The 14,928-nt window shown below is 63.3% G+C and carries 15 protein-coding genes; 7 read left to right on the top strand and 8 right to left on the bottom strand.

All coding sequences use genetic code 11. The annotated features are described in order from the left end of the window. The first annotated feature begins 17 nt into the window (after positions 1–17). Positions 18–956: an alpha/beta fold hydrolase gene (locus EYW42_RS12285; protein ID WP_135535584.1), complete on the top strand. Its 939-nt coding sequence runs from the start codon at positions 18–20 to the stop codon at positions 954–956. 39 nt (positions 957–995) lie between these two features. Here EYW42_RS12285 and EYW42_RS12280 read toward each other — a convergent pair whose 3' ends face one another. Both EYW42_RS12280 and EYW42_RS12275 read right to left on the bottom strand, forming a co-directional pair. Next, positions 996–1,406: a Zn-ribbon domain-containing OB-fold protein gene (locus EYW42_RS12280; RefSeq protein WP_135535583.1), complete on the bottom strand. Its 411-nt coding sequence runs from the start codon at positions 1,404–1,406 to the stop codon at positions 996–998. Between the two features lie 55 nt (positions 1,407–1,461). After that, entirely contained in the window at positions 1,462–2,628 is a 1,167-nt protein-coding gene (locus EYW42_RS12275; RefSeq protein WP_135535582.1) for a thiolase C-terminal domain-containing protein, read from the bottom strand. A gap of 97 nt (positions 2,629–2,725) precedes the next feature. Between EYW42_RS12275 and EYW42_RS12270 the strand changes: the two genes are divergently transcribed. The 5 genes from EYW42_RS12270 to EYW42_RS12250 all read left to right on the top strand — a co-directional run bounded on the left by EYW42_RS12270 (position 2,726) and on the right by EYW42_RS12250 (position 6,262). Then, positions 2,726–3,142, top strand: coding sequence for a DUF7541 family protein (locus EYW42_RS12270; protein ID WP_135535581.1), 417 nt, complete (start codon positions 2,726–2,728; stop codon positions 3,140–3,142). A 75-nt stretch (positions 3,143–3,217) separates the two neighbouring features. After that, entirely contained in the window at positions 3,218–3,472 is a 255-nt protein-coding gene (locus EYW42_RS12265) for a DUF6684 family protein (RefSeq protein ID WP_135535580.1), read from the top strand. 193 nt (positions 3,473–3,665) lie between these two features. Beyond that, on the top strand, positions 3,666–5,468 hold the full coding sequence (locus EYW42_RS12260) for a cbb3-type cytochrome c oxidase subunit I (protein WP_135535579.1): 1,803 nt from the start codon (positions 3,666–3,668) through the stop codon (positions 5,466–5,468). A gap of 149 nt (positions 5,469–5,617) precedes the next feature. Beyond that, positions 5,618–5,815: a hypothetical protein gene (locus EYW42_RS12255; RefSeq protein WP_135535578.1), complete on the top strand. Its 198-nt coding sequence runs from the start codon at positions 5,618–5,620 to the stop codon at positions 5,813–5,815. Between the two features lie 174 nt (positions 5,816–5,989). Continuing rightward, entirely contained in the window at positions 5,990–6,262 is a 273-nt protein-coding gene (locus EYW42_RS12250; RefSeq protein ID WP_135535577.1) for a DUF7520 family protein, read from the top strand. Between the two features lie 61 nt (positions 6,263–6,323). On the opposite strand, the gene acs is transcribed toward EYW42_RS12250, so the two are convergent. From acs to EYW42_RS12230, 4 genes are all read right to left on the bottom strand, one after another. Further along, on the bottom strand, positions 6,324–8,315 hold the full coding sequence (acs, locus tag EYW42_RS12245) for an acetate--CoA ligase (RefSeq protein ID WP_135535576.1): 1,992 nt from the start codon (positions 8,313–8,315) through the stop codon (positions 6,324–6,326). A gap of 95 nt (positions 8,316–8,410) precedes the next feature. Beyond that, positions 8,411–10,111, bottom strand: a complete 1,701-nt coding sequence (locus EYW42_RS12240) for a methylmalonyl-CoA mutase family protein (protein WP_135535575.1) — start codon at positions 10,109–10,111, stop codon at positions 8,411–8,413. A 155-nt stretch (positions 10,112–10,266) separates the two neighbouring features. Then, entirely contained in the window at positions 10,267–11,091 is an 825-nt protein-coding gene (locus tag EYW42_RS12235; protein ID WP_135535574.1) for an ABC transporter permease, read from the bottom strand. Next, positions 11,088–12,110: an ABC transporter ATP-binding protein gene (locus tag EYW42_RS12230; protein ID WP_135535626.1), complete on the bottom strand. Its 1,023-nt coding sequence runs from the start codon at positions 12,108–12,110 to the stop codon at positions 11,088–11,090. The genes EYW42_RS12235 and EYW42_RS12230 overlap by 4 nt, the downstream gene beginning before the upstream one ends. Positions 12,111–12,260: 150 nt before the next feature. Here EYW42_RS12230 and EYW42_RS12225 point away from each other — a divergent pair, with 150 nt between their 5' ends. Further along, positions 12,261–12,569, top strand: coding sequence for a DUF7347 domain-containing protein (locus EYW42_RS12225; RefSeq protein ID WP_135535573.1), 309 nt, complete (start codon positions 12,261–12,263; stop codon positions 12,567–12,569). Here the strand turns inward: EYW42_RS12225 and EYW42_RS12220 are convergent. Together EYW42_RS12220 and EYW42_RS12215 are read right to left on the bottom strand one after the other, a co-directional pair. After that, positions 12,524–13,351, bottom strand: a complete 828-nt coding sequence (locus tag EYW42_RS12220) for a CBS domain-containing protein (protein ID WP_135535572.1) — start codon at positions 13,349–13,351, stop codon at positions 12,524–12,526. The genes EYW42_RS12225 and EYW42_RS12220 overlap by 46 nt on opposite strands. 68 nt (positions 13,352–13,419) lie before the next feature. After that, positions 13,420–14,925 carry a DHH family phosphoesterase gene (locus EYW42_RS12215; protein ID WP_135535571.1) on the bottom strand — a complete coding sequence of 502 codons (1,506 nt, stop codon included), beginning with the start codon at positions 14,923–14,925 and terminating at the stop codon, positions 13,420–13,422. Positions 14,926–14,928 lie beyond the last annotated feature (3 nt).

Genomic DNA, 14,928 nt, shown 5'->3' with positions numbered 1-14,928 from the left:
CCGAAGTATGTCAGTGTATGAAACTCCGGAACCTCGCCGCCGCCGCTGCGGGCGGTCTCGGCGTGACGGCTCTCGTGAACGAGGCGCTTACGCGACGCGCTGACCCGCTCGACCCACCGCTCGCGGGCGATCAGGGAACGTATCGCTGGCGCGGAATGGACATCGCCTACACCGAGGGTGGCGACCCCGAGGACCCCGACCTGCTACTGCTTCACGGCGTCAACGCGGCGGGGACGAGCAGGGAGTTCGAAGCGGTGTTCGAGCGGTTCGCCGAGAACTATCACGTTATCGCGCCCGACCTTCCCGGGTTCGGCCTGTCGAGTCGGCCGCCACTGCTGTACTCGGCCTCACTTTACGAATCGTTCCTAACCGACTTCGCCGGGGACGTAACCGAGGATGCGGTCTGTGTCGCCTCGTCGTTGACCGCCGCGTACGCCGTCCGGGCCGCGGCCGAAACCGACATCTCGCGGCTCGTGTTGATCTGTCCGACCGCGGAGTCGATGCCCGGCCGGAAGGTGTGGCTCCGGTCGCTACTCCGACTGCCGGGGATCGGCACCACTGCGTTCAACGGCATCGCCAGCGAACGTTCGATCCGCTACTTCAGCGCGGACCACGGCTACTACGACGAAGCGAAGATCCCGGAGGAAGAGGTCGAATACCAGTGGCAAAGCGCCCATCAGCCGGGCGCACGCTATGCGCCGGCGTCGTTCATAAGTGGTTTCCTCGACCCGGAGATGGACCTCGGTGCGGAACTGGCTGAACTCGATATCCCCGTGACGCTCGTCTGGGGCCGAGAGGCCGAGATAACGCCGCTCGCGGATGGTCGGGACCTCGCCGAAGATGCAGACGCGCGCCTCGTCGTCATCGACTACGCCCGTCTGCTACCCCATGCCGAGCATCCGGACCAGTTCCTCGACGCCGTCGAGGCGGAGCTACCGCTGGCGAACCCCGAGTGAAGCGTCGACTCCGAACCGGCGAAAAAACCGTGCCTGTGACTACCGCGGGCGGAAGCCGAGGAACCGCTCCGTCCCCGCCTCCGACCGGGCGGTCGTCAGTTCGACTGGAAGGCCTTCTTCTACGTTGTCCGGGTCTATGTTTCGGATCTGTCCCGTGACACGTACAGCTCCGAACCGAGCGATGGCAGTGACGTACGGCGTGTCCTCGCTGAACGACGGCGTCGCAACGTGTGTGACGGTGTACGTTTCGATCTCGCCGGACTCGGGCAACGGCGTCTCCGTCAGGTCGTCGGTGCCGCAGTCGGGACAGACCCGCCGCGGCGGAACGGAGCCGTGACCGTTCGCACACTCCAGATAGTATCCCGATCCGTTCTCGACCGCGTCCAGCAGGTCGTCGTAGCCATCGTCGCGAACCCCGGTTCCGGCCGAGTGCGACGATTCGTCGCTCATGCGACCACCTCCGGAGTCGCGCTCCGGCGTACTCGCATTCGGTCACTTCGTTCGCTCATGCGACCACCTCCATCACGTGAACCAGGCAACTCGCGACCGTGCCGCCCGCGTTGTGAGCCAGTCCGACCTCGGCGTCGGCCACGGCGTCACTGTTGACGTGGTCGCCCCGTAGCAGTTCGGTGATCTCTGCCACCTGTGACGTTCCCGTCGCGCCGACGGGGTGACCCTTCGCCTTTAGGCCGCCCGAGAGGTTAACCGGAACGTCGCCTTCGGCGGTCGTCTCCCCGCGGCGGGCCGCACCGATTCCCTCGCCCACCTCGTAGAAACCGAGCGACTCCAGTGCGAGCACTTCCGCGATGGTGAAGCAGTCGTGGACCTCCGCGAAATCGACGTCGTCGGGGCCGATCCCCGCGTCGGCGTACGCCTCCTCGGCGGCGCGGTTGGACGCCGGCGTGCGCGCCAGATACTTGCGGTCCTGCAACGCCATGTCGTCGCCACCCTGTCCCGTCCCGGTGATGGCGACGGGCGCGTCGACGCCGTTTTCCTCAGCGTACTCGTCGCTGACCAGCACCAGCGCGCTCGCGCCGTCGCTGATCGGACAGGAGTCGTAGAGGCCGAGCGGCTCGGAAACGGGCGGTGCCTCTAACACGTCGGAGACGTCGATCCGACGCTGATACTGCGCGTGTTCGTTACCCATCGCGTGGTCGTGGTTTTTCACGGCGACGTGAGCCAGGTCCGTCCGGTCCCCTCCGTACTCGTCGAAGTACGCTTTCGCCATGAGGGCGTACGCTCCGGGGAACGTCATCCCCGAGCGGACCTCCCACAGTTCGTCCGCGGCGATGGCGAGCGCCTCCGTCGCGCCGGCCGTGCCGAGATTGGTCATCCGCTCCGCACCGCCTACGAGGATAACGTCCTCCTCATTGTTCCGGATGTCCTTGACGGCGGAACGGAGTGCGGCACCGCTGGAGGCACAGGCACTCTCGTAGCGCGTCGACGGTGCCCGCACTCCCGCCGCTTCGGCCATCAGCGGCCCCTGGTGACCCTGGCGTTCGGAGAGTTCTCCCATGAAGTTCCCGTATCGGACCGATTCGATGTCCGCCCGCGGCACGTCCGCGTCGGCGAACGCTTCGGTGCTGGCTGCGCCGAAGAGGTCGCGACCCGTCCGACTCGGTTCCTCCCCGAACTCGGTCAACCCTACGCCGGCCACTCGTACCTCGGTCATAACATACGATACGCTGCGCAGAGATTAAAGGGATCCGTCTTGCACAAAGCGAGGAGTTTCCGTGGGGTTTCTATACGGTCACCCCGTATGGACGGGCATGGAAGAGCAGCCAGGACTGAGCGACCAGTATCGGATGTCAAGCCCCTGGCCGATGCTCATCGCGTTCGGTCTGGCGATTGCCGAGGTGGGTATTATCTGGCCGCTCGCGCCGTTGGCCGTCGGCGGCTTGCTCCTGCTCACCGGGAGCATCGTCGGCATCGTTCGAGAGGCCGGATACGTCGAAAGCCCCTGGCCGCTTCTCTCCGGGTTCGCCCTCGCACTGGTCGCCATCGGTCTCGCGTTGTTTGCCTACAGCGGCGGCGCGTTCGCGGTGAACAGCGTCTCCGAGAGCCTGCGAACGAGCGGAAGCATCGGTCTCCGCGGCCTGTCGATAGCGTTTGCCGGAGTCATCGCACTGGTCGGTGCCCTCGTCGGGAAGTACTGGACGACGGCTAACGCTGGTCACTCGGTCTGATCGTCCGAGCCGATCCAGTTCGGCCCCATCCGAAACCGACAACCTATTTGTGAACGGACCCGAAACCGCGGATACATGTCACCAACCGTCTTCGACCGGGAGACGCTCCTAGACCTGACCGTCAACGTGATCCCTCTCGGGATCCTCCTGTTTTTCGTCGGGGCCTTCGCGCTTTTCAATCCGTACGGCTGGGACTCGACGTACTCGGTCCTGCAGTTCGGCCTTATCAGTACGATGTTCGTCGCGCTCACTGCGCTGACCTACTACTCCGGAAAGCTCATCGCGGAAGACGAGAAGGCCCGGGAGGAAGTCGCCGACGAAGCCGAGTAACGCGGGGTTCTGACGGTCGGTCGTGTACCACAGCAGGGACCTTTTTGCCGGCGAATCACATCCGTTCGGTACCTAATCGTTTACCGGTAGCACGATCTTTGCGGACATGTTCGGGGAGAGAGTATTGATGGTACGTGACAAACAGCCCGCCGGAACCGTCCCTTTCTTTAGCCTGCAAACCTGAGATTTGCCCATGGCAATAGAAGGGCAGATAGCGCTAACCGTGCTGATGGGCGCCTTGCTCGTCGGGGTCGCAGTGTGGCTCACGCGCCTCGAAGACTGGCGCTCGTACACCCCATTAGCAGGCGGTGCTGGAGGTGCTATCGGCGACGAATCTGCACACGTACACGAGGAGAAGCCGGCCGGGATAATCCGCTGGCTGACGACGGTTGACCACAAAGACATCGGAATTCTATACGGGACGTACGCGCTTATCGCGTTCGTCTGGGGCGGTCTCGCCGCCGTCCTGATGCGAGCAGAACTCGCGACTGCGAGTCTCTCTCTGCTCAACAACACCCAGGTGTACAACGCTCTACTGACGAGCCACGGCATCACGATGCTGTTCCTGTTCGGGACGCCGATCCTCGCAGCGTTCTCGAACTACTTCATTCCGCTTTTGATCGATGCCGACGACATGGCGTTCCCCCGGATCAACGCCATCGCGTTCTGGCTACTTCCTCCGGGCGCGATCCTCATCTGGGCGGGCTTTTTCGTCGCGCCGTTCACCGAGGCGATGACTACGGGCGCGGCGACTTCCTGGACGATGTACCCACCGCTATCGGTCGAACAGACGAACCCATCGGTCGACCTGATGTTGCTCGGACTGCATCTCACCGGCGTCTCCGCGACGATGGGTGCGATCAACTTCATCGCGACTATCTTCAGTGAGCGCGGCGAGGACGTGGGCTGGAGCAACCTCGACATCTTCTCGTGGACGGTCCTCACCCAGTCGGGGCTTATCCTCTTCGCGTTCCCGCTTCTGGGCAGCGCCATCATCATGCTCCTACTCGACCGGAACTTCAGTACGGTGTTTTTCGCCGCGGAGGGCGGTGGGACGATCCTCTGGCAGCACCTGTTCTGGTTCTTCGGTCACCCCGAAGTGTACATCCTCGTCCTCCCGCCGATGGGTATCGTGAGCTACGTCCTGCCGAAGTTCTCGGGACGGAAACTGTTCGGGTTCAAGTTCGTCGTCTACTCGACGCTTGCCATCGGCGTCCTCTCGTTCGGCGTCTGGGCCCACCACATGTTCACCACGGGCATCGACCCTCGTCTTCGGGCTAGCTTCATGGCCGTATCGCTGGCTATCGCGATACCGAGTGCAGTCAAGACGTTCAACTGGATCACGACGCTGTGGAACGGGTCTCTACGCCTGAACACGCCGATGCTGTTCTGTATCGGCTTCATCTCGAACTTCATAATCGGCGGCGTCACCGGCGTGTTCCTCGCGGCTATCCCGGTCGACCTCGTGCTTCACGACACCTACTACGTCGTCGGTCACTTCCACTACGTCGTCATGGGTGCTATCGCCTTCGCCGGGTTCGCCGGCATCTACTACTGGTACCCGATGTACACCGGACGGATGTACCAGCGCACGCTTGCGAAGTGGCACTTCTGGCTCTCGATGATCGGGACCAACCTGACGTTCTTCGCCATGATCATCCTGGGCTACGCGGGCTTCACGCGCCGGTACGCGACCTACGACGGCCTCACCGTCGGTCCGGTCGAAGTCATCACTGCCATGCATCAGGCGGCAACACTCGGCGCGTTCCTGCTACTGATCGGCCAGATCATCTGGGTCTGGAACATGGTCAGTTCCTGGATCGATGGCCCGAAAGTCGAGGACGGCGACCCCTGGAACCTCGCCGAAACCAACATGAAAAGCCGCGAATGGGCCTGGTTCGAGCGGAAACTCGACACAACCATCGCAACCGACGGCGGCGCGGAAGAAGAACCGCTCGCGGACGGCGGTGAGCCGACAGAAAGCGACGAGAGCTAGCTTCGACGGTTTCTCGTCGTTTTCTCGGCTGTCTCCGGCCTTTCTTGTGAGATCGTATCACTCGTTCAGGCGTAGTGGTGGAAGGGCTATCAGGAATATTCTAGATAGTGATGGGTGCATTTAACAACGAGAATATTCTAAAATAGTGTATGACCGAGAAGAACGCCGTGGAGTTGGTCGAACAGTGGCAGACCGGCTTCTTCTTCGTAATCGGGAGCGCGTTATTCGGGGCCCTTCTCGCTACGCTTCTGTCTTCTATCAAGCCCCCGGTCGGGGGGTTGATAGGGTTCTTCGGTGGAGCGGCGCTTGCTTTCCTTGCGTTCTCGTATCTCAGCTACGGTCGGTGAGGCCGACGCCAGACCGTCGCTTTGCCGCGCTATCCGAGTACCAGCACGATACCCATCACGAACATCAGTACGGCGATACTGCCGAGGACGATCCCGAGGAGTTCCTTCTCGCTCATACCGATCGTTCGGACGGAGAGCGCAAAAGCCTAACCGTTACCGGCCCTAGCCACAGCCATGTCGACGCTTTCCAGCCGAGCCATCAGCGGTCGCCGAGCGGTACTGGTGATCTACGCTACCATCGTCGCGTTGGCCGCCCTGTTCGGCGCGCTGGTCGGCCTGGTGCTTCCCGGCAAGGAAAACGCCCCCGAAATGGCCGGGTTCGGCCCGTTCGTCTTCGAGATAACGCCGCTTAACTTCGCGGTGTATGGGGCCGTCAACGTCGGCCTCTTGCTCGGAGTACTATTGCTCCTGATGGCGGCCGTCTCGAAGAAGTACCCGAACGCCTGACGGTGTTCAGGGGACGGGATGAATCCGTTTCGGTCCTCCGGCGCCCGACATCGGCGCGTGTTCAGTCGCTCTGGACTTTCGCCTGGATGTCGTCGACGACACCGGGGTTCCGAAGCGTGGAGGTGTCGCCGAGGTCGTTCTCGTTGGCGATATCTTCGAGCAGCCGCCGCATGATCTTCCCCGACCGCGTTTTCGGCAGTTCCGGGGTGAAGATGACCTCCTCGGGCCGAGCGATCGGGCCGATGGCGTCCTCGACTCCCTCGACTATCTTCTGACGCAACTCCTCGCTTTCCTCGTACCCGTCTTCGGTGATGACGTATGCGTAGACGGCTTCACCTTTCACCTCGTGGTCGCCGCCGACGACCGCCGCTTCGGCGACGCCGGGAACGCCCACGATGGCCGATTCGATCTCCATCGTGCCGAGACGGTGGCCCGAGACGTTGAGCACGTCGTCGACGCGGCCGAGCACCGTGATGTAGTCGTCGTCGTCGATTTTTGCGCCGTCCTCTGGGAAGTACACCCACTCGCCCGAATCCTCGTCGGAGTACTCAGTCCAGTACTCCTGGACGAATCTGTCGTCGTTCCGGTAGAGCGTGCGGAGCATCCCCGGCCACGGTCGGTTCACCGTGAGATAGCCGGCTTCACCCGCCTCGACTTCGTCGCCCTCGGCGTCGACTACGCGGGCGTCGACACCGGGCAGCGGCGGCCCGGCTGAGCCGGGTTTCATGGTGTTGACCCCGGGGAGCGTGGTGATCATCATGCCGCCGGTTTCGGTCTGCCACCACGTGTCCACGACGGGGCAGTTCTCGCTACCGATATGTTTGTAGTACCACTTCCACGCCCGCGGATTGATCGGTTCACCGACCGTCCCGAGCAGTCGGAGACTGGAGAGGTCGTGCCGTTCTGGGTACTTCTCACCCCATTTCATGAACGCGCGGATCGCCGTCGGTGCCGTGTAAAGAGTGTCGACGGCGTACTTCTCGACGAGTTCCCAGAGTCGGTCCTTGTCCGGGTAGTCCGGCGTCCCCTCGTACATCGTCGTCGTCGTCCCGAGCGCGAGCGGCCCGTAGACGATGTAGGAGTGGCCCGTGATCCACCCGATGTCTGCAGCGCACCAGTACGTGTCCTCGGGTTTCACGTCAAGTACCGCGTGGCTCGTCCAGGCGACGTACGAGAGGTAGCCGCCGGTCGTGTGTTTGACGCCTTTGGGCTCTCCGGTGGTCCCGGAGGTGTACATGAGAAACAGCATATCCTCCGCATCCCGTTCGACCGGGTCGACGCGTTCGCCCTGCTGTGCGTCGACAAGGTCGTCGTAGTCGTACGCGTCGTCACCGAGGAAGTGCGTCAGCTCGTCGCCGAGTCGGTCGACGATGACCGTCTGGACCTCGTGGTCGACGTCTCGAAGGCCTTCGTCCGCCTTCTGCTTGTGGTTCAGCGCGTCGCCGCGACGATAGTAGCCGTCACAGGTGATCAGGAATTCGGAGTCGGCGCTGTTCATCCGGGTCGCAAGCGCGTCCGCCGAAAATCCGGCGAACACGACGCTGTGCGGAGCGCCGATGCGGGCGCACGCGAGCATGGCGATAGGTAACTCCGGAACCATCGGCATGTACAGCGTCACCACGTCGTCCTCCTCGACGCCGAGGTCGCGCAGCGCCGCGGCGAACTCGTTGACCTCGCGGTAGAGGTCCTGATACGTGTACGTCCGCGTCTCTCCGAGTTCGCCTTCCCACCTTATCGCCGCCTGATTCTTTCGACCGGCTTCCACGTGGCGGTCGATGCAGTTGTACGACGCGTTCAGCGTGCCGTCGCTGAACCACTCGTAGAAGGGGGCGTCGGAGTCGTCTAGCACGGTGTCGTACTCCTCGTCCCAGTCCAGCAGGTCCGCGGCCCGTTCCCAGCAGTCCGGCCAGTCCTCCTCGAACTCCTCGTAGATAGACTCGTCGCTGACGTTCGCCTGCTCGACGAACGATTCCGGTGGTTCGAACTCCTCCTGTTCGGCGAGTCGAGCCTCCAGTTCCACCTCGCCGTTACTATCCGTGGTATCGTCTGACATGACGTTTGTACGTCGTACAGAACCGGTGATAAATGTTCCCAAAACAGTAATCGAAACCGCGGGAGGGTACCGAGAATCGCGTGTGGCTGCCCGGCTTATGCGATGCTGGCCGTCTCCTGATAAGAGCCGTACTGGCGCTCGAAGACGCGCATGATCTCGCCCATCGTAGCGTAGGCCTTCACGGCCTCGATGATCGGCGGCATCACGTTGTCGTCGCCCTCGATAGCGTCGTCGATCGCTGCCAGCGCGGTCTCGACCGCCTCGTCGTCGCGTTCGTCTTTGACCTCGTTCAGCCGGTCGCGCTGGCGCTTCTGAACCGTCTCGTCGACTTTGAGGATCTCCGGACGGGTGTCCTCCTCGATCGAATACTCGTTCACGCCGACGACGGTCTCGTCGCCTGCCTCGACGCGCTCCTGATACTCGTAGGATGCGTCCTGGATCTCGCGGTGGAAGTACCCGCTCTCGATGCCGGCGAGCACGCCGTCGCGCATCGACCCGTCGCCCATCTCCTTTATCTCTTCGAGGTAGGCCATCGTCTTCTCCTCGGTTTCGTCGGTCAGGCTCTCGACGGCGAAACTACCGCCGAGCGGGTCGACGATGTCGGCCGCGCCGCTCTCCTCGGCGATGATCTGCTGGGTGCGAAGCGCGACTCGCACCGCCTTTTCAGAGGGCAGGGCGAGCGCCTCGTCGAAACTGTTCGTGTGAAGGCTCTGGGTGCCGCCGAGAACGCCCGCAAGCGCCTGAATGGTGACGCGGACGACGTTGTTCAGCGGCTGTTGGGCCGTCAGCGACTGCCCGGCGGTCTGCGTGTGGAACTTCAACTGCTTCGACTCCGTTCGTTCGGCGTCGTACCACTCCTCCATGACGGTGGCGTAGATCCGCCGGGCGGCGCGGAACTTCGCAACCTCCTCGAAGATGGCGTTGTGGGAGTTGAAGAAAAAGGAGAGCTGAGGGGCGAACTCGTCGATGCCGAGGCCGCGGTCGAGGCAGTCCTCGACGTAGGCGAACCCGTCTGCGAGAGTGAAGGCGAGTTCCTGAATCGCGGTCGACCCGGCCTCGCGGATGTGATAGCCCGAGATGGAGATCGGCTTGAACTTCGGCGTCTCTTCGACGGCGAACTCGATAGTGTCAGTCACGACGTCGAGACTCGGTTCCGGGGGGACGACCCATTCCTTCTGTGCGATGAACTCCTTCAGCATATCGTTCTGGAGGGTTCCGCGAACCGCTTCGCGGGGAATGCCCTGTTTGTCCGCCAGCGCGACGTACATCGCGTAGATGACGGGCGCGCTGGGGTTGATGGTGAACGACGTGGAGACTTCGCCGAGGTCGATCCCGTCGAACAGGATCTCCATGTCCCGGAGGGTGTCGACGGCGACGCCCTCCTTGCCGACCTCGCCGTCGGAGAGGGGGTCGTCCGAGTCCTTGCCCATCAGCGTCGGCATGTCGAAGGCCGTCGAAAGGCCGGTCTGGCCCTCGTCGGTGAGGTAGTGGAAGCGCTCGTTTGTCTCCTCGGCGGTGCCGAACCCGGCGAACTGCCGCATCGTCCACGTCCGCCCGCGGTACATCGTCGGGTAGACGCCGCGGGTAAAGGGCGGTTCGCCGGGGAAGCCGAGGTCCTCTTCGTAATCGGTGTCGGCGACGTCTTCGGGCGTGTAGAGGCGGTCCACGTCCAGGTTTGACACGGTAGCGAAGCGGTCCTTTCGCTCGCCGAAACGGTCCAGTACCGGGTCGAGTGTGTCGGACTCCCATTCCTCCCTGGCCTCGCGGATCGACGCGAGGTCGTCATCGTCGTACATGCTCGTAAATATTGCTGGCCCAGTCATTAATGATGTGGGTCGTCCAGGGGGGAGAAAATACCGTCGCGGGGCGCTTATACTGTCGACTGGAACACCGGGAAAATAACCCGGCCCCGGGAGGTCCAATATGCTCCAAGAGAGTACGGCCGCTGGTGTCAGTAGTGGCCCATCACGCCTCTGCGCCGCGCGAGTCGTTGGGCGCGGTCGAAGACGAAATACCCCACGGCGAGATAGCCCACGCCCGTCCCGACGAGTATCGCAATGTCGGCGGCCGGGAACTCCCACAGTTTGTCCCCGTCTTGCATGGCGCGCTGGAGCATCGCGCTCCCCTGAACGAGCGGAAGCGCGCGGAGCGCCTGGGTCTCCGCCAGCGGAGCCGAGATGAGACCGATGAGGACGAACTGCATCAGTTGCGAGATGTTCTGGACGCGTTTGTACAGGATCGCAGCGCCCGCGTAGACGAATCCGAGACCGATCACCGAAAGCAGCGCGAACACGCTGATACCGCCGACGGTGAGGACGTTCACTGCCAGGTCGCGGTTGGTCGTCAGGAGCATCAGCGGGAGGATGATAGCACCCCACAGCAGACTCTCCAGCAGGAACGCCACGACGCTCGCACCCATCACGGTGCCGAACCCGTACGGCGACATGAACAGTTGTTCGAGCGTCCCCCACTGTGACTCGCTGGTGATGCTCTGGCCCAGGCTGAAGTAGGCTGCCAGCGACATCGTCCAGAGAAACCACCCGACGACGAGGCCGTCGAACGTCCCGCCCAGCGCGCCAGCGCCCCCGCCCACGTTCTCGGCGGCGGCCTTGCCGCCGAAGAATATCACCGCGAAAAACAGGTAGACGGTCACTATCGTGGCCAGAGTGTTGATCGGGTACCGCGCCAGCAACAGCGCGCGCTTGTACAGCACCGCGCCAAGCAGCGTCGGCAGCCCGGCGACGTCGACACTCTCTGCGGCGTCCGTCTCCGTCACGTCTCGTCACCCCCGTTTTCGGTTATCCGGAGGAACACCTCTTCTAAGTCCGGGTCGACGGCGTCGACGGACGCGACCGTGTGGCCGGACTCCCGAAGCGCGTCCGTCAACGCGTAGAACTCGTCGCCCGTGACTGCGGCGACGAACCGCTCCCGGTCGCCGCGGCGGTCGAAGCCGTCGGCGTCGAACTCCCGTTCGAGTCGCGTCCGCGTCTCGTCGGACAGCGTCCCCGACACCTGCATCTCGTAGGCCTGCGTTCGAAAGAGGTCGAGCAGGTCCTCGACGGTGTCGTCGGCGACGATACTCCCCTCGCTCATGATGATCACGCGGTCGCAGACGGCCTCGATGACGTCCATATCGTGACTCGACAGCAACACGGTCATCCCCTCGTCGTCGGCCAGCGTGCGTAGCTCCGACCGAAGTTCGAGTGAACTCTCCACGTCCAGTCCCAGCGTCGGTTCGTCGAGAAAGACCACGTCGCCGTCCCGGGCGAGGGTACACGCCAGCGACACCTTCTGTTTCATGCCGCGAGAGAGTTCGCGTACTGCCGTGTCGGCTTTCTCCGTAAGGGCGAACTGCTCCAGGAGTTCGTCGTGACGCTCGCGCACCGCCGACGGCCGACGCCCGGCGAGCGCGGCGTAAAACCACAGGTTCTCCCGAACGGTCAACCGCCAGTAGACGTTTCGAGCCCCTTCGAGCATCGCGCCGACGTGGCGGTACGCCTCCGCCGGACGGTCGTGGACGTCGACGCCGCAGATGCGGGCCGACCCTTCCGTGGGAACGATCAGCCCTAGCAGCGACTTGATCGTCGTTGTCTTCCCCGCTCCGTTCGGGCCGAGTAAGCCGACAACCGTGCCCGGTTCGACTGAGAAGCTTACGTCGTCGACTGCGGTAACGGCGTCCTCACCGTCGCCGTAGGCCTTTCGCAGGCCTTCGACGGCCACAGCCGGGGTCCCGCTACCGGTCAGTCTCGTTGCCGTGTCCGACTCCATCGTCGGGTCTGTGTCAGCATCCGTCATCTGCTCGGTGTTCGTATCCGGTCGTGCTTTCGGCGGCATTCGTTACGTCCTTATCGGGAGACGGGGTTAGTCCTTTCCAGAACGGCGCTTCGGTAATAAATATAACACGTTCGCTCACGGATTTGTCTGGTGGGCTGGCAGTGGTTCGAAATGTCGGATGACAGAGTGCCACCGACGGACGCGTTCGAGACACTCGGCAACGAAACACGACTCGCGATCGTCCAGACGGTAACCGAGAAACGACGGACGAACTGGATCCCGGCGAGAATGACGTTCTCGGAGGTGCAAGCCGGAGGCATCGGCGATGCAGGGAAGTCCAACTACCATCTCGGTGTACTGTTCGGACGTTCGGGGCGAGAGACACACTACAGTGCCGGTGTCCGCCCGAGCGGAGTTGATCCGGGGCTTCCCGGCTACTGTAACCGCTCGGTCGTCTCGACGAGCGGATGCCGGGCGTAGTCGACGACTTCGACGTCTTCTAGATGCTCTAACCCCTCCTCGTCGGCAGTGCGTTCCATCCCGAGTTCCACGTCCTCGTCGACGACGATGACGTAAGCGTCCATCTCGTCGATTTCGAGGCTGTCGGCGGCGAGTACTCGGTGATGTCCGTCGGCGAGTAGAAGCTTCTTCTCCGCTGATCTGTCGTCGTTCGACGCCGCTCTCTCGCTGTCGATGACGACCAGCGGTTCCGCCAGCCCCCGTTCGAGTTCGTAGCGCCGACCTTCCAGTTCGTCGGCGTACACGCGACCCTGTGTCGGAGTGAGGTCGTCGAGTTCGACCTCCCGTCGCTCCTCGCGGAGGTCGATGTCGTGAATGCTCTCCAGAGTCCGCCGAAGCTTTCCCACCTTCTCCGGAGTCGCGCGCTCTATCTGGCTCCGAATGACATCGGCGTTGCTGATGATCCCGACCAGATTGCCCGCGTCGTCGACGACCGGGAGCTTCTGGATGCCTGACCGGAGGATGACCCGTGCGGCGTCGGTCACCTTCATCTCAGGGTGGGCAACGATGAGGTCGTTCGTCATCACCTTGAAGATCGGTTCGTCGTCGTCGGCGAGCAGCAGGTCGCGGGCGCTGATGAACCCCTCTACGCGTCGGCGGTCAGTGACGGGGAACCCGTTGTGTTCCTCGCTTTCGTCGATGCGTTCCGCCACCGACCCGACCGTGTCGTCCGGTGACACCGTGGCCACGTTGTGGGTCATGTACTCGCGGACCCGCGGGTTTCCCTCGTCAGCATCGCTCATGAAGGATCCGTCGTCTTCGCCGGGCAAAAACCTCCCGTCCTCGTGGTTCGACCGGCTGACGGTCCGTCTCATACGTCGTGATCCCCCATCTCTTCTTCGGAGTCGGCGGACACGAAGGGGAACTCGAACTGTCCGCTTTCCGCGCTGAACGGACTCCCCCTGTCGACGCGGCGTTCGCGCACTGCGTCGAAGAAGCGGTCAGTGACGACGTTTCTGATCACGTCTTCGAGACGTTCGTCGTCCTCCACCTCTCCGATTACACCGAGCGGTATCTGCGCTCCCGCCATGTCGGCGTGGCCGCCCGCGCTGCCTATCTGGTCGTAGGCCGACCGGAGCGTTTCGCCGAGGTCGAGGTCCGTGCCCCGCGACCGCGCCGAGAGATAGACGACGCCGTCCGATAACCCGTACACGACTGTGGCGTTGATCCCTTCCATCTCTAGCAGTTTGTCAGCCGCCTGCGCGAGCGCGTCCCGTTCCACGGCGTCACCGACGTACGAGCAGAGGACGTCGTCCTCTATCACCTGATGTCGGATCGCCTGCGCGATAGTGTTGAACGTGTCCTGGCTGATCGACGGCATTTCGACGCGTTCGAGAATGCCTGCGTCGGCGTGGGGCAACAGCGTCGCCGCCGCTTGAAAGTCAGCCGCTGACACCTCTCGGCTGAAATCTGCCGTATCGACCCGGATCCCGTATAAAAGCGCCGTCGCAACCGTCGTATCCAACTCTAACCCGAACTGGTTCAGATAGCCGGTGAGAAGGGTGCTCGTCGCGCCCACGTCGCTCCGGAGGTCGACGAACTTCGCCTCGACCGGTGCTCGCGGCGGGTGGTGGTCGATGACTACGTCTACTTCGGTGTCTTCGGGCAACTGGTCGTTCACTCCCGGTCGAGAATGGTCGACGAGCGCCACCCCGTCGAACTCGCTCACCCCTTCGTCCGGCGCAAGTTGACGGAGGTCGAGGTCGAGGAGGTTCACGAGCGCCCTGTTTTCCTGATGGCTGATCTCTCCGTAGTAACACAGCGTCGACTCGACTCCGATCGACGCGGCCAGCCGAGATAGCGCAACGGCGCTGGCGATGGCGTCCGGGTCCGGGTTGTCGTGCGTGACGATCGCGAGTCGACCACCGACCCGCCGGAGCGTCCGGCGGAGTCGTCGGGACTGCGTCCCCGCCTCGCTGGCGACCAGGTTGGCCACGTACTCGGCCATCACTCCACCCGGGTCGACGAGCGAGTCTACGGCCTCCGATATCTTCGCTCGCTGAGCGTCGGTCGCGTCGACGCCGGCGTACGCCATCCGGAACGCGTCGGGGAACGCCACCTCGGCCAGTTGGGCCATCCGTACGTTGTGCTCAGGGTCGTCGCCGGCGATAAGTACGACGTCCGGGGCCGACGCTATTTCCTCGACCACCGCGGGGTCTGTCGGATCGGCTCCCTGTGCGCGGACGCTCTCGTTGCGAAGGGTCTCGACGCGGTCGCTGTCGCCACAGATGACGTCGAGGTCCCCCTCGCGGAGCGCTACCTTCTCGACCAGACGCTGGCCAACCGCTCCACACCCCAGCACCAGTCGAGAGACCATACG

It is taken from the genome of Halostella pelagica, from assembly GCF_004762015.1.
Taxonomy (GTDB): Archaea; Halobacteriota; Halobacteria; order Halobacteriales; family Natronoarchaeaceae; genus Halostella; species Halostella pelagica.
The sequence above is the reverse complement of the archived record's forward strand: the minus strand, read 5'-3'. Positions and strand labels throughout refer to the sequence as shown.

Excerpts from the sequence above, each read along its gene's own strand:
- EYW42_RS12240 (WP_135535575.1), bottom strand. The coding sequence starts at position 10,111 with ATGTACGACGATGACGACCTCGCGTCGATCCGCGAGGCCAGGGAGGAA.
- EYW42_RS12275 (WP_135535582.1), bottom strand. The coding sequence starts at position 2,628 with ATGACCGAGGTACGAGTGGCCGGCGTAGGGTTGACCGAGTTCGGGGAG.
- EYW42_RS12225 (WP_135535573.1), top strand. The coding sequence starts at position 12,261 with ATGTCGGATGACAGAGTGCCACCGACGGACGCGTTCGAGACACTCGGC.
- EYW42_RS12280 (WP_135535583.1), bottom strand. The coding sequence starts at position 1,406 with ATGAGCGACGAATCGTCGCACTCGGCCGGAACCGGGGTTCGCGACGAT.
- EYW42_RS12270 (WP_135535581.1), top strand. The coding sequence starts at position 2,726 with ATGGAAGAGCAGCCAGGACTGAGCGACCAGTATCGGATGTCAAGCCCC.
- EYW42_RS12255 (WP_135535578.1), top strand. The coding sequence starts at position 5,618 with ATGACCGAGAAGAACGCCGTGGAGTTGGTCGAACAGTGGCAGACCGGC.
- EYW42_RS12220 (WP_135535572.1), bottom strand. The coding sequence starts at position 13,351 with ATGAGCGATGCTGACGAGGGAAACCCGCGGGTCCGCGAGTACATGACC.
- acs (WP_135535576.1), bottom strand. The coding sequence starts at position 8,315 with ATGTCAGACGATACCACGGATAGTAACGGCGAGGTGGAACTGGAGGCT.
- EYW42_RS12260 (WP_135535579.1), top strand. The coding sequence starts at position 3,666 with ATGGCAATAGAAGGGCAGATAGCGCTAACCGTGCTGATGGGCGCCTTG.
- EYW42_RS12215 (WP_135535571.1), bottom strand. The coding sequence starts at position 14,925 with ATGGTCTCTCGACTGGTGCTGGGGTGTGGAGCGGTTGGCCAGCGTCTG.
- EYW42_RS12285 (WP_135535584.1), top strand. The coding sequence starts at position 18 with ATGAAACTCCGGAACCTCGCCGCCGCCGCTGCGGGCGGTCTCGGCGTG.
- EYW42_RS12230 (WP_135535626.1), bottom strand. The coding sequence starts at position 12,110 with ATGACGGATGCTGACACAGACCCGACGATGGAGTCGGACACGGCAACG.
- EYW42_RS12265 (WP_135535580.1), top strand. The coding sequence starts at position 3,218 with ATGTCACCAACCGTCTTCGACCGGGAGACGCTCCTAGACCTGACCGTC.
- EYW42_RS12250 (WP_135535577.1), top strand. The coding sequence starts at position 5,990 with ATGTCGACGCTTTCCAGCCGAGCCATCAGCGGTCGCCGAGCGGTACTG.